This window comes from Phaeobacter sp. JH20_34 (assembly GCF_048056095.1).
In the GTDB taxonomy this organism is placed as follows: Bacteria; Pseudomonadota; Alphaproteobacteria; order Rhodobacterales; family Rhodobacteraceae; genus Phaeobacter; species Phaeobacter bryozoorum.
On sequence record NZ_JAYMWT010000021.1, the window covers coordinates 401,315 to 414,409 of the forward strand.

Below are 13,095 nucleotides of genomic sequence, written 5' to 3' on the forward strand. Positions count from 1 at the left end.
CAGAGAGCACAGATGACCGAGAGCCTTTCCCCCATGCCCCCGTCCATCACGGACAGCCATTGCCATCTGGATTTCCCCGATTTCGAGGGCGAGCTGGACGCGCTGATCACGCGCGCGGCAGAGGCCGGTGTCACCCGGATGGTCACTATCTGCACCAAGCTGCGCAATGAACCCACCGTGCGCGCCATCGCCGAAGCGCATGCGCCGGTGTTCTATGCCGCCGGCACCCACCCGATGAGCGCCGCGGATGAGCCTCTGGTGTCGGTTGATGAGCTGGTGACGCTGGCCCAGCATCCCAAGTTTGTCGGCATCGGCGAGACCGGGCTGGACTATCACTATACCGCTGAGAGTGCTGAGGTGCAGAAGACCTCGCTCAGGACCCATATCACGGCAGCGCGGGAAACCGGCCTGCCGCTGATCATCCATGCCCGCGCGGCGGATGATGATATGGCGATGATCCTGCGCGATGAGATGGCCAAGGGCGCCTATAGCTGCGTCATGCACTGTTTCTCCTCCTCGCCCGAACTGGCACGGGCGGCGCTGGATCTGGGGTTCTACCTGTCGATGTCGGGCATCGCCGCCTTCCCCAAGAGCCAGGAGCTGCGCGATATTTTTGCCGCCGCCCCGCTGGAGCGTATTCTGGTGGAAACCGACGCGCCCTATCTGGCGCCGCCCCCCTATCGCGGCAAACGCAATGAGCCGGCCTATACCGCCCATACCGCCCGCGTGGGTGCCGAGGTGTTTGGTGTGGACTACGCCGATTTTGCCGCGCAGACGCAGGCAAATTTCGACCGGCTGTTCTGGAAAGCCGCCCAATATGAGGCCGCCGCCTGATGGGCGTGCTGCGCTTTACCATTCTGGGCTGCGGCTCCTCCGGTGGGGTGCCGCGTCTTGGCGGGCATTGGGGCGCCTGCGACCCGACCAATCCGCGCAACACCCGGCGGCGCTGTTCGCTGCTGGTGGAGCGTGAGGGGCAGGAGGGCACCACAACGGTGCTGATCGACACCTCCCCGGATATGCGCAGCCAGTTGCTGGACAGTGGTATCGGGCGGCTGGACGGGGTGGTCTACACCCATTCCCATGCCGACCATGTGCATGGCATTGACGATCTGCGCATGATCGTCTTCAACATGCGCGACCGCATTCCGGTCTATGCCGATGGTGAAACGCAGAACGCGCTGCTGTCGCGGTTCGGCTATGCCTTTGTGCAGCCTGAAGGCTCTCCCTACCCGCCCATTCTGGACCTGCGCAGCATTGATGGACCGCTGACCATCTCTGGCCCCGGTGGCGATATCACCCTGCGCCCGTTTGAGGTCAACCACGGCTCCATGGATGCGCTGGGGTTCCGCATTGGCGATCTGGCCTATCTGCCAGATGTGGCCAAGATCCCCGACAGCGCGCTGGTGGAATTGCAGGATCTGGACTGCTGGATTCTGGATGCGCTGCGCCGCAAGCCACATCCCACCCATCTGTCGCTGGACGAGGCGCTGGAGTGGATCGACCGGATGGCGCCAAAACGCGCGGTGCTGACCAATATGCACATTGATCTCGATTATGCCGAGGTCGCCGCAGAGACCCCCGATCACATCGACCCGGCCTATGACGGGATGGTGATCGAATACCCGATCTGATCCGCGTCCGCCGGTGGGCAGACCCCTCTCCCGCCGATAGGAAGGCACGTCATGTTTCAGAGCCTGATTGATGTCATCCTGCCGGTATTTCTGGTCATCGGTGCGGGGTATATCGCCACTCGGCGGGGGTATTTTCAGGCCAGTCATGTCGATGGGCTGATGAAATTCACCCAGAGCTTTGCCATCCCCTGCCTGTTGTTCCGCGCCATTGCGACGCTGGATCTGTCGGCGAGTTTCGATCCGCGCCTGCTGATCAGTTTCTACACCGGCGCCGCGGCCTGTTTCTGTCTGGGCATGGCGGGCGCGCGGCTGATTTTCAAACGCGACTGGGAAGATTGCGTGGCCATCGGGTTTTGCTGCCTGTTCTCCAATTCAGTCCTGCTGGGGCTGCCGATCACGGAACGGGCCTATGGTGCCGACAATCTGACCGGCAACTATGCGATCATCGCCTTTCACTCACCGTTTTGCTACGGGCTGGGGATCACGGTGATGGAGATCGTGCGCAGCCGGGGCGCTGGCAGCAGCAAGACGGTGAAGGCCGTGCTGAGCGCGATGTTCAAGAATGTGCTGATCCTGGGCATCGCCCTGGGGTTTGTCGTCAATCTCTCGGGCCTGTGGATCCCGCAGGCGGTGGATGAGGCGCTGTCGCTGGTCATTCGCGCCGCCCTGCCTGCGGCGCTGTTTGCACTGGGGGGTGTGCTGGTGCAATACCGGCCAGAGGGCGATCTGCGCGCCATAGGCTTTGTCTGCGCGATCTCATTGATGGTGCATCCGGCAATTGTCTGGAGCATGGGCACGGCGCTGAAGGTGCAGCCGGATCTGTTCCGCTCCGGCGTGCTGAACGCGGCCATGGCGCCGGGGTTCAACGCCTATATCTTTGCCAATATGTATGGGCGCGCGAAACGGGTGGCGGCCTCCTCGGTGCTGATTGCGACCGGCAGCTGTATCCTGACAGTCTGGCTGTGGCTGCTGATCCTGGGCTGAGGGGGCAAACAAACAGGGGCGCCGCAGCGCCCCCGATGGTCTGTTTCCATGGCGCCCGTCAGTCGCCGTCCGCCACCCCGGCCTGACGCAGCCGCGCGCGGCGGGCGCGGTAGCTGGGCAGGATCACCAGAATGGCTGCCAGCCCCAGCAGGCCGATGGTCATCGGGCGTTCCATCAGGAAGCCCAGCCCATCATAGAGCTGCATCGAGCGGGAGAAATTATCCTCCAGCATCGACCCCAGGATGAAGCCGATCAGCAAGGGCGCAAGCGGATAGTCGGCAAAGCGCAGCACCGTGGCACAGATCCCCAGACCCACAAGGATCAGCAACTCTGTCGCATTGTTCTGCCCGATATAGGCCCCCATCAGCGTAAAGAAGAAGATGAAGGGGATCAGGTAGTTGCGCGGGACCGCCAGCACCTTGGCGATATAGGGGATCAGCGGCAGATTGAGGATCAGCAGGACCAGATTGCCGACATACATCGAGATGATCACGGCCCAGAAGATCTCCGGTTCATCCACCATCAGGCGCGGACCGGGCGAAACATTAAGCGCAATCAGCGCCCCCAACAGGATCGCAGTGGTGCCGGAGCCGGGAATGCCCAGCGTCAGCAGTGGCACAAAGGAGCCGGTGCAGGCCGCGTTATTGGCGCTTTCGGGCGCGGCGAGGCCTTTGATCGAGCCTTTGCCGAACTCTTTCTGTTCGTCCTTAGGCGCGATATTGCGCTCCACCGCGTAGCCCAGGAAGGAAGCGATGGTGGCCCCGGCCCCCGGCAGGACGCCGATCAGAAAGCCCTGGATCGACTGACGGCCAATCACCGGCGCGATGGACTTGGCCTCCGCTCTGGTGATGCGCAGATCCTTGATCTCGCTGCTGCCGCCTTCGCTGGCAGAGCGGCTGGGATCAAGCACCAGATAAAGCGCCTCCGGCAGGGCGAACATCGCCATCGCCAGCGTGATGAAACCGAAGCCAGACTGAAGATCCATGATGCCCATGGTAAAGCGGGGCATGTTGAACAGCGCGCCCTCGCCCACGGTGGCCATGATCAGGCCAAGCACCGTCATCAGCAGCGCCTTCACCACCTGGCCGGTCCCCGCAAAGGCGGCGATGGCCGACAGCCCCACCACCATCAAGGCGAAGTATTCGGCGGAGTGGAACAGCAGCGCGACGCTGGCCAGTGCCGGCGCGAAAATCATCAGCAGGACGGCACCAATGGTGCCGCCGCAGAAGGAGGAGATCGCGGCCACGGTCAGCGCCTTGCCGGCCTTGCCCTGCCGCGCCAGCGGGTAACCATCGAAGGACGTTGCCACTGTCGAGGCCACGCCCGGTGCGTTGATCAGGATTGACGAAGTGGAGCCGCCAAAGATGGCGCCATAATAGACCCCGGCCAGCAGGATCAGTGCCGCCGAAGGATCGCCGATGGAAATCGCCACCGGGATCATGATGGAAATGATGCTCATCGGGCCGAGACCCGGCAACATGCCGATAAAGGTGCCGATGAGGCAGCCACCGATGACCATCAGCAGGTTGCTGAGGGAAAAGGCGGTGCCGAGGCCGATCAGAATACCGTCCAGCATATCAGACTCCATTGCCAAGGAAGAGCGGAAGCGGGCGCAGGTAGATGCCCAGCACCCCCTGCACGAGATACCAGACCACGCCTGCCGCAAGGACGGCGATGGGGATCAGCATATGCAGCTTGCGTTCGCCCAGGATCATGGCGCTGATCACCAGAAAGCCGACGGTTGCGATCAGGAACCCAACCGGGCGCAGCGCCAGTGCATAGATCGCCATCATCGCCAGCAGTGCAACGGCCTGCCCCAGCTTGTAATCCAGCAGGCGGCGGTAGTCGATGTCACCCGTCTTTGGGCCTGCATCGGCTTTCTGCGGCGACAGCAGGATGATCAAAGCACAGATCACCGCCAGAACCGACAACCCCTTGGGGAAGGTGCTGGGCCAGATGGCATTGAATTTCATGAACGGCGGCAGCCCTTCGTCCATGGTGAAAAAGGCCGTGTAGCCATAGGCGAGGCTGATCATGAGGATGACCAGCGCGATCCATCGGTCGAGCGCCATGAGGCTCTCCCCCCCTTTGGTGAGATATGTTCAGAATGAAACCTGAGAGGCAGCGCGGCTCCTCCCGAAGATCTGCGCCGCCGGTTTCTGTCGTCAGAGGCGGGCGCCCGACACCTCTCGGACCGGACGCCTGTCTGCTCTGCCAGACTTAGAGGAAGCCGAGTTCCTGCATCAGGCTCTTGATGACTTCTTCCTGACCTTCCAGGAAGCTGACGAAATCATCGCCGCTGTTGTGGATGTTGACCCACCCGTTGCGGGCGCGGACCTCTTCCCATTCGGGGGTGTCATACATCTTGGCCAGGGCCGCGCGATAGGCGTCGACCTTTTCCTGCGGAAGGCCGGGGGCGCCAAAGAAACCGCGCCAGTTGACGAAGGTTGCGTCGATCCCCTGTTCTTTCATCGTGGGGGCGTCTGCATAGGCCGGCACGCGGTCCTCGGCGGTGACGCCGATGATTTTCACCTCGCCTGCGTTGGCCAGATCAATCGCCTCGGAGAAACCGGTGGAGAGTGCTGCGATTTCACCGGACAGCAGCGCCGCCATGGCAACCCCGCCTGCATCATAGGGGATGTATTTCACCGCCGTCGGCTCTTCGCCTGCGGCCTTCATCACCATTGCGGCAACCAGATGGTCCATGCCACCGGGTACCGAGCCACCGCCGATGGCGGTCTTGCGCGGATCGGCCTGATAGGCGGCGATCAGATCGGACATGGAGTTGATCGGGCTGTCCTTGCCCACCACGATGGCCGCGTAATCGCCAATGGTGCCTGCGACCATGGTGAGGTCACGGAAGTTATGCGGGAAGACACCGGTCAGCGAGCGGATCACAATCGGGGTGGAGTTCACCATCAGGGTGCCGTGGTTGCTCTCGGCGTTTTCGATCAGATAGCCGATCGCCTTGCCACCGCCGCCGCCGGACATGTTCTCGTAGGAGGCATTGCCCACAAGCCCCGCCTTGGTCAGCGCCTCGCCGGTGCCGCGCGCGGTGCCGTCCCAGCCGCCGCCTGCGCCGCCGGGGATCAGAAAGTGGATGCTGTCCACCATTTCATCCGCAGAAACCGGCGCCGCAAAGGCCAGTGTCGCAGCGGTCACCGCCATCAGGGCGCGCCGGGTCAAAGTCGTTTTCATCTGTTTGTCCTCCCATTTGACAAATGGCGGCTTGGCCGCTCATGACTGGAAGGGAACACGTTAAGCTGACACAAACCTGTCACACCCGATGCTGCCGCCACCTGCCCGGCCACCTGGATGAATGGACTCCCATGCGCTTCTTGCTGGTTGAAGACAATCTTAGCCTTGCGGCCGCCGTCGAGGACCGGCTGCGGATGGATGGCCATGTGGTGGATCACGCCCCCGATCTTGCGGTGGCGGATGACTATGCGGCGACCGCGGATTACGATTTGATTTTACTGGATATTATGTTGCCAGACGGGGATGGCCGCAGCTTCTTGAAATCCCATCGCAACCGTCAGGGCACAACGCCGGTGATTGTGCTGACGGCACGGTCCGAGGTGTCGGACAGGGTTGGTGTGCTGGATCTGGGGGCGGATGACTACATCACCAAACCCTTTGACTTTTCCGAGCTGGAGGCGCGCTGCCGGGCGGTGCTGCGGCGCCATGGTGGCGGCAGTTCCAACCAGAAACGATTCGGTGCGCTGATCTTTGATCCGCTTGCGGGAACCCTGACGGTGGGCGGCAGAACCGTATCGCTGCGCAACAAGGAGCTGCGGCTGCTGGAGATTTTCATCAACGCGCCGGACCGTATCTTTTCCAAGTCGAAACTGGTGGACCGGTTGTTCTCCTATGAGGAGGACGTTTCGGAAAATGCGATCGAGGTCTATGTGGCGCGGCTGCGCAAGCATCTGGCCGGATCTGAGGTGGAGATCACCACGGTGCGCGGCCTTGGCTACCGGATGTCGCTTGCATGAGCGAGGCCATCCGCACCAGTGGGTCGATCCGGCGGCGTCTCACGCTGCAACTGGTGGGGAGTGCGGCCTTTCTGGCGTCGCTCTTGTTCTTTATCGTGCTGGTCTTCACCCGCGATGTGTCGCAGCAGACCCATGACAGCATTCTACAGGCCTCGGCCACCTCGATCATGGATTCCGTTTCGGTCCGCTCGGGCGATGTGACAGTGGATATCCCCTATGCGGCGCTGTCGATGCTGGGCAACGTCAGCAATGACCGGGTATTTTATCGCGTCGCGCAGGATCAGCTGGTGCTGACCGGTTACGACGACCTGCCCCGACCCGACCCGTTGCCACGACAGGGGGCGCCCCGGTTTCAAACGCTGAGCTACAAGGGCGACAGCATTCGGATGGTGACGCTGGCGCGGCGGGTTTCGCTGGGCGGGCAGGCATCCGACCTGATTATTTCGGTGGCGCAGACCCGCGAGGGGCAATCGGCGCAGCTGGCGCAGCTGACACGCCGCGCCTTGCAGCTGGGGGTCGGTTTCTTTGTCATTGCCGCAGTCCTCGCGATCTGGGCGGCGCAATCCAGTGTGCGGCCGCTGGCCGAACTTGCCGGGGCGGTGTCGCGGCGCGGGCCCAAGGATCTGCGCCCGGTGCGCAGGCCCGTGCCCTCGGAGATGATCCCGCTGGTGTCCTCGCTCAACCGGTTTATCGACCGGCTGCGGATTTCGCTGTCTCGGTCGGAGGATTTCATCGCCGAGGCCGCGCACCGGGTGCGCACGCCGCTGGCCACTGTGCGCACGCAGGCGGAGATCACGCTGCGCCGGGTTGAGCGGGACGAAAACCGCGCCTCGCTGCGCGAGATGATCCGCGCAATTGACGAAAGCTCGCGCGCGGCGGGTCAGCTGCTGGATCATGCGATGGTGACCTTTCGTACCGATAGCCTCTTGCGCGAAGAGGTGGATCTGGGGGCGCTCTGCCGGGAGCTTCTGAACCGGCTTCGTCCGATTGCCGAGCTGAAGGACATCGCGCTGCATTGCGACCTGCCGCAGACACCGGCCCTGTCGGGTGATCCGATCCTGATCCAGAACGCGGTGCGCAACCTCTTGGACAATGCAATCAAATATGCGCCGGGCGAAAGCGATGTGCAGGTGATCCTGCGCCGGGAGGGACAGGCGCTGCGGCTGAGCATCATCGATGAGGCCGGTGGGTTTCCGGATGGCGACACCGACGCGCTGACCGCGCGGTTTGCCCGTGGCACAAACGCCGAAGGCACCATCGGCTCCGGTCTTGGCCTTACCATCGCGCGCGAGGTGGTTGAGGCCCATGGCGGACGGCTGAGCATTGCCCCCAGCGACGCCACCACCGGCCCGCCAGCGGCGGCCCCAAGACGGGAGGGATCATGCGTATCCTTGTATTTTCCGCTATCGTGAGCCGCCCGGTGCGGGGTCTGTGTCTGGCGCTACTGGCGCTTGTTCAGCTGGGGATCGCAGCGCAGGCGTTTGAGATCGAAGATCGCCGTCGCTTTGGGCCTGCCGCAGCCGAGGCGGCACCGGATCTGCTGCGGGTTCTGTCAACCACAGACACCGATCTGCTGGCGCCGCTTGTCGATAGCTTCCTGCGGACGCGACCGACCGTGGTGGTGGACTATGTCGCTGTCAGCAGTGCCGAGCTGATGCGGGCGGTCGTGGAGGAGAACGCGCCGTTTGATCTGGCCGTTTCCTCGGCGCTGGATTTGCAGACCAAACTGGCCAATGACGGCTATACGCTGGCGCATCGCTCCACCACGACGGCGCAGCTGCCGGTCTGGGGCAACTGGCGCGACCATGTCTTTGCCTTCTCGCAGGAGCCTGCGTCGATTGTGCTGTCTCCGGCGGCCTTTGAGGGGCTGGAGATGCCGCGCAGCCGGCAGGCGCTGATGTCGCTCTTACGGCGATACCCCAACCGGTTCCGGGGCCGCATCGGCACCTATGATGTCGAAACCAGCGGCCTTGGCTATCTGTTTGCGACGCAGGATCTGCGCACCTCAGAGAGTTTCTGGCGGATGATGGAGATTTTCGGCAGTCTTGACCTGCGGCTCTATTGCTGTTCCGGCGAGATGATCGAGGCGGTCGCGCGGGGAGATCTGGCGATTGCCTATAACGTGCTGGGCAGCTACGCCCGCGCGCGGGATGATCTGGCGGATCGGATCGAAATCGTGGATCCGCAGGATTACACCAACATGATGCTGCGCACCGCCGTGGTGCTGAAGGGGGCTGAGCGGCCGGATCTGGCCGGCGCCTTTATCGACCATCTGCTGCGCGCGGCCTGGGGAAGCAGCCGCGATCCGGCCTATCCGTTCCCAAGGTATCCAACCGGGGCCGCCAGTCCCGAGGCGGCGCTGCGCCCGATCCAGATGGGACCGGGGCTGCTGGTGTTTCTGGACCGGCTGAAACGGGCGCGTTTTATCGAAGAATGGCGCAGCACCGTGTTGCAGAAATAAGCCCGCCTGCCGCCCGCACCGCTCAACGATAGAGCAGCGACTGGCCGTTGTGGAACAGATGCAGCTTGGCCGGGTCGGCGTAGAGCCGCACAGAGGAGCCGCGCAACCCCTTGTGAATGCCGGGGAGTTTCGCAATCAGGGGATCCTTGCCCTCGCCTGCGGCGATGTAGAGCACCGTAACCTCACCCAGAGCCTCCACAATATCGACGCGGCTGTCGATCAGCGCGCCGCCTGTGCCGGTTTCGACCAGATCCTCGGGCCGGACGCCGACATTCACCGCGAGCCCCTGATCGGTGTCGGTGGTGGGGATATCGGCGATGACCTCTTCGCCGCTGTTGAGCCGCACGGTGGTGCGTGGGCCAGTGGCGATCACAGTGCCGGGAATGAGGTTCATTGCGGGCGAGCCGATGAACTGGGCGACAAATTCATTCTCCGGTCGCTGGTACAGCTCGAGCGGGGTGCCGACCTGTGCGATGCCTTTGTCGGCCAGAACCACAATGCGGCTGGCCAGCGTCATCGCCTCCACCTGATCATGGGTCACATAGATCATGGTGCTGTCCGGCATCGCCTCTTTCAGCTGGGCGATTTCGATCCTTGTGGCGACCCGCAGGGCCGCGTCCAGATTTGAGAGTGGCTCGTCAAAGAGATAGACCTTCGGATCACGCACGATGGAGCGACCGATGGCGACCCGCTGGCGCTGCCCGCCCGACAGCGCCTTGGGCAGGCGGTCGAGATAAGGCTCCAGCTGCAGGATCTTGGCGGCGCGGTCGATGGCGGCGTCGATCTCAGGCTTGCTTTTCTTGGCGATTTTCAGCGCAAAGGCCATGTTGTCGCGGACGGTCATATGCGGATAGAGCGCATAGGATTGAAACACCATCGCGATGCCCCGCTGGGCGGGCGGGATATCATTCATCACCGCATCGTCGATTTCCAGCGTGCCGCCGCTGATCCGCTCCAGCCCCGCGATCATCCGCAGCAGGGTGGATTTGCCGCAGCCAGAGGGGCCGACAAAGACGATCAACTCCCCCTGTTTGATATCGAGATTGATATCTCTCAGGACCTCGACGCCGCCCCCGTAGGTCTTGGCGACATTGGTCAATTTCAGGTTTGCCATCTACTGGTCCCTCCCCTGCTCGTCGTTTCTGTCAGACCCGCACCGCAAGGCAGGCCTGCCACGGTGCCAGCGCGACACGGGCGCCGCTTTGCGGCAGGTCGGCCAGGGCGATGTCGGTGTCGGGCCTGCGCCATGTGCCCTCCGGCAGGGTGATCTCTGCCGGGGTGTCCCCCAGATTGAAAGCGCAGAAGATCACCTCGTCGCGGTCTTGACGGGTGAAGAAGGCGACATTGCCCTCTGCCCGCAGCTGATCATGAGTGCCCACCGCGAGCGCCGGATGTGCCTTGCGCAGGGCGATGGCGCGGCGGTAGTGGTGCAGCATGGCCTGCGGGTCGGCTTCCTGACTGTCGACGCTCAGGCTGAGATGCTCGGGCGAGACGGGCAGCCATGGCTTGCCTTCGCTGAAGCCGCCTGCGCTGTTTGACGGTTCCCAGACCATTGGCGTACGGCAGCCGTCGCGGCCCTTGAATTCGGGCCAGAACTCAATGCCATAGGGGTCCTGCAGATCTTCAAAGGCGATGTCTGCCTCTGGCAGGCCAAGCTCCTCGCCCTGATAGATGCAGGTGGTGCCGCGCAGGCACATCATCATGGTGGTGAACAGGCGCTGCGCCTCCGGGCTGAGATCCCAGCGGCTGCTGTGGCGGATCACATCGTGGTTGGAAAACGCCCAGCAGGCCCAGCCGCTGGCGGCAACGCGGTCCACCTCGGCAAAGACTTCGGCCAGCCGGGAGGCGGTCAACACATCCTTGGCCAGGAGTTCAAAGGCGTAGCACATGTGAACGCCGCTGTTGCCTGCCGTGTAGCTGCCCATGATCTCAAGACCGCGCTGCGCGTCGCCCACCTCGCCCACGGCCGCCTTGGCCGGGTATTCATCCAGAAGCGCGCGGAACCGGCCAAGGAAGGCCAGGTTTTCCGGCTGGTTCTTGGAGTAGAGATGTTCCTGGTGATTATAGGGGTTTACCGAAGGCGCGATGGTGGCATTGCGCTGCTCTGGCGGCAGGGCCGGGTTCGACCGCAGCTCAGCGTCGTGGAAATAGAAGTTGATGGTATCCAGACGGAAGCCATCAACGCCGCGCTCCAGCCAGAAGCGGGTCACATCCAACAGCGCGTCCTGCACGGCGGGGCAGTGAAAATTCAGATCCGGCTGCGAGACAAGGAAGTTGTGCAGGTAATACTGCTCCCGCCGGGGATCCCATTGCCAGGCAGAGCCGCCAAAGATCGACAGCCAGTTGTTCGGCGGCGTGCCATCGGGCTGCGGGTCGGCCCAGACGTACCAGTCAGCGCGGGCATTGTCGCGGCTCTGGCGGCTTTCGCCGAACCACGGGTGCTGGTCAGAGGTATGCGACAGCACAAGATCAATCATCACCCGCAGGCCCAGGCCGTGCGCCGTCGCGACCAGCTGGTCAAAGTCGGACAGGCTGCCGAACATCGGATCGACGTCGCAATAGTCAGAGACGTCATAGCCGAAATCCTTCATCGGGGAGGTGAAGAATGGCGAGATCCAGATCGCATCCACCCCAAGCGAAGCAATATGCGGCAGGCGCTGGGTGATGCCTCTGAGGTCACCGATGCCATCGCCGTTGCTGTCCTGATAGCTGCGCGGGTAAATCTGATAGATCACAGCACCGCGCCACCAATCGGGGTCAGCGGCGAGAACCTGTGCCGGGTCGAGTTGAGCTTGAGCGTTCATATCAGCTGTTTCCATAGTCTGTAGAGTAAGAGGCAGGACCGGTGTGATCCGGCCTGCGGATCACGTCACTTGACCGAGCCTGCAAGGAGGCCACGGACGAGGTATTTCTGCATGGCAAAGAAGACACCGAGCGGCACCGCAATCGAGACAAAGGCGGAGGTTGCGAGGATCTCCCAATTGCCGCCACGGGTGCCCAGCAGCTCAACGATCTGCTTGGTCATCACGGTGGTTTCCCCGGTGGCGTCGATCAGGAACACCATGGCCACCAGAAGGTCGTTCCAGGTCCACAGGAACTGGAAGATTGCAAATGAGGCCAGCGCCGGAAAGGACAGCGGCAGGATGATGCGGGTGAAGATCATGAAATCGGTCGCGCCATCGACACGGGCATTTTCGATGATATCGCGTGGAATGCCGACCATGTAGTTGCGCAAAAGGTAGATCGCGAGCGGCAGGCCAAAGCCGGTGTGGGCCATCCAGACGCCGATGTAGCCTTTGCCGATGCCGATCTCATTGTGGAATTTCAGCAGCGGGATCAGCGCCAGTTGCAATGGCACCACCAGCAGGCCAACGATGGCCGCCACCAGCAGGGCGCGGCCCGGAAATTCCATCCACGCCAGCGCATAGGCCGCGAAGGCGGCAACAAGGATCGGGATGATGGTTGCCGGAATGGTGACGGTCAGCGTGTTGAAAAATGCCTTGGTCATATTGTCGGTTGAATTGCCGGAGATGAGCACTGTTTCATAGTTCTCCAGCGTGAATTCCGGCGGCACGGTTGCGGTGACAAACACCCGGGGGCCGCGTTTGCCGCTGATTTCCTCGGTGCTTTCCAACCGGTAGGCGCCATCTGCCGCAACCGACAGGGTGCCGCCACGGCGCAGCTCGGCCGTTTCACCGGGTTGATAGGCGGCAGGCTCGCGCGCCGAGGTGCCCCAGGCGGAAATCTCGCTGCTGGTGTCTTCGGCAAAGAGGCGGCCCTCAATCACAAAGAGATCTCCCTGTCGCAGCTGTTCGCTGGGCGGGTCAATGCGCAGGGTCAGGTTCTGTTCACTGGGGAACATCGCGCGCCACCAGCCGCTGGTCGCGATCTGATCGGCGGTGCGGAAGGAGGACACCAAGAGGCCCAGCGTCGGGAACAGCCACAGCCCTACGAGCAGCACCACAGAAAGGCGTAAGGCCCAGGTCAGCGCAGGTTTTTGTCCGGCAATCATTGTCATGGCGGT

At 62.8% G+C, this 13,095-nt stretch carries 12 protein-coding genes; 6 read left to right on the forward strand and 6 right to left on the reverse strand.

Annotated features, from left to right (window positions below):
• Nucleotides 1-12 precede the first annotated feature (12 nt).
• From VWZ81_RS16530 to VWZ81_RS16540, 3 genes are read left to right on the forward strand one after another with little or no spacing between them, the layout of a single operon-like run.
• Nucleotides 13-834, forward strand: a complete 822-nt coding sequence (locus VWZ81_RS16530; protein ID WP_416543128.1) for a TatD family hydrolase — start codon at nucleotides 13-15, stop codon at nucleotides 832-834.
• A complete protein-coding gene (locus tag VWZ81_RS16535; protein WP_416543129.1) occupies nucleotides 834-1,631 on the forward strand; it encodes an MBL fold metallo-hydrolase in 798 nt (265 codons plus the stop codon). The genes VWZ81_RS16530 and VWZ81_RS16535 overlap by 1 nt, the downstream gene beginning before the upstream one ends.
• Nucleotides 1,632-1,682: 51 nt before the next feature.
• Entirely contained in the window at nucleotides 1,683-2,615 is a 933-nt protein-coding gene (locus VWZ81_RS16540) for an AEC family transporter (protein ID WP_340544869.1), read from the forward strand.
• Nucleotides 2,616-2,673: 58 nt separating this feature from the next.
• Here the strand turns inward: VWZ81_RS16540 and VWZ81_RS16545 are convergent, their stop codons facing one another.
• The 3 genes from VWZ81_RS16545 to VWZ81_RS16555 form a co-directional block, all read right to left on the reverse strand.
• On the reverse strand, nucleotides 2,674-4,191 hold the full coding sequence (locus tag VWZ81_RS16545) for a tripartite tricarboxylate transporter permease (RefSeq protein ID WP_340544868.1): 1,518 nt from the start codon (nucleotides 4,189-4,191) through the stop codon (nucleotides 2,674-2,676).
• 1 nt (nucleotide 4,192) lies between these two features.
• Entirely contained in the window at nucleotides 4,193-4,687 is a 495-nt protein-coding gene (locus VWZ81_RS16550) for a tripartite tricarboxylate transporter TctB family protein (protein ID WP_416543130.1), read from the reverse strand.
• A gap of 148 nt (nucleotides 4,688-4,835) precedes the next feature.
• Nucleotides 4,836-5,813, reverse strand: coding sequence for a Bug family tripartite tricarboxylate transporter substrate binding protein (locus VWZ81_RS16555; protein WP_260090143.1), 978 nt, complete (start codon nucleotides 5,811-5,813; stop codon nucleotides 4,836-4,838).
• Between the two features lie 131 nt (nucleotides 5,814-5,944).
• Here VWZ81_RS16555 and VWZ81_RS16560 point away from each other — a divergent pair, with 131 nt between their 5' ends.
• The 3 genes from VWZ81_RS16560 to VWZ81_RS16570 are packed head-to-tail and all read left to right on the forward strand — an operon-like array spanning nucleotide 5,945 to nucleotide 9,071.
• Nucleotides 5,945-6,610, forward strand: a complete 666-nt coding sequence (locus VWZ81_RS16560; protein WP_260090142.1) for a response regulator transcription factor — start codon at nucleotides 5,945-5,947, stop codon at nucleotides 6,608-6,610.
• On the forward strand, nucleotides 6,607-8,022 hold the full coding sequence (locus tag VWZ81_RS16565) for a sensor histidine kinase N-terminal domain-containing protein (protein ID WP_416534755.1): 1,416 nt from the start codon (nucleotides 6,607-6,609) through the stop codon (nucleotides 8,020-8,022). Before VWZ81_RS16560 ends, VWZ81_RS16565 begins: the two co-directional genes overlap by 4 nt.
• Nucleotides 7,992-9,071 carry an ABC transporter substrate-binding protein gene (locus VWZ81_RS16570; protein ID WP_416543131.1) on the forward strand — a complete coding sequence of 360 codons (1,080 nt, stop codon included), beginning with the start codon at nucleotides 7,992-7,994 and terminating at the stop codon, nucleotides 9,069-9,071. Before VWZ81_RS16565 ends, VWZ81_RS16570 begins: the two co-directional genes overlap by 31 nt.
• 22 nt (nucleotides 9,072-9,093) lie before the next feature.
• Here the strand turns inward: VWZ81_RS16570 and VWZ81_RS16575 are convergent, their stop codons facing one another.
• The 3 genes from VWZ81_RS16575 to VWZ81_RS16585 all read right to left on the reverse strand — a co-directional run bounded on the left by VWZ81_RS16575 (nucleotide 9,094) and on the right by VWZ81_RS16585 (nucleotide 13,089).
• The gene (locus VWZ81_RS16575) at nucleotides 9,094-10,185 is read right to left on the reverse strand and encodes an ABC transporter ATP-binding protein (RefSeq protein ID WP_416543132.1); all 1,092 of its coding nucleotides are present in this window, start codon (nucleotides 10,183-10,185) and stop codon (nucleotides 9,094-9,096) included.
• Nucleotides 10,186-10,216: 31 nt separating this feature from the next.
• Nucleotides 10,217-11,875 carry an alpha-amylase family glycosyl hydrolase gene (locus VWZ81_RS16580; RefSeq protein WP_416543133.1) on the reverse strand — a complete coding sequence of 553 codons (1,659 nt, stop codon included), beginning with the start codon at nucleotides 11,873-11,875 and terminating at the stop codon, nucleotides 10,217-10,219.
• A gap of 65 nt (nucleotides 11,876-11,940) precedes the next feature.
• The gene (locus tag VWZ81_RS16585) at nucleotides 11,941-13,089 is read right to left on the reverse strand and encodes a carbohydrate ABC transporter permease (protein ID WP_416543134.1); all 1,149 of its coding nucleotides are present in this window, start codon (nucleotides 13,087-13,089) and stop codon (nucleotides 11,941-11,943) included.
• Between the last annotated feature and the right edge of the window lie 6 nt (nucleotides 13,090-13,095).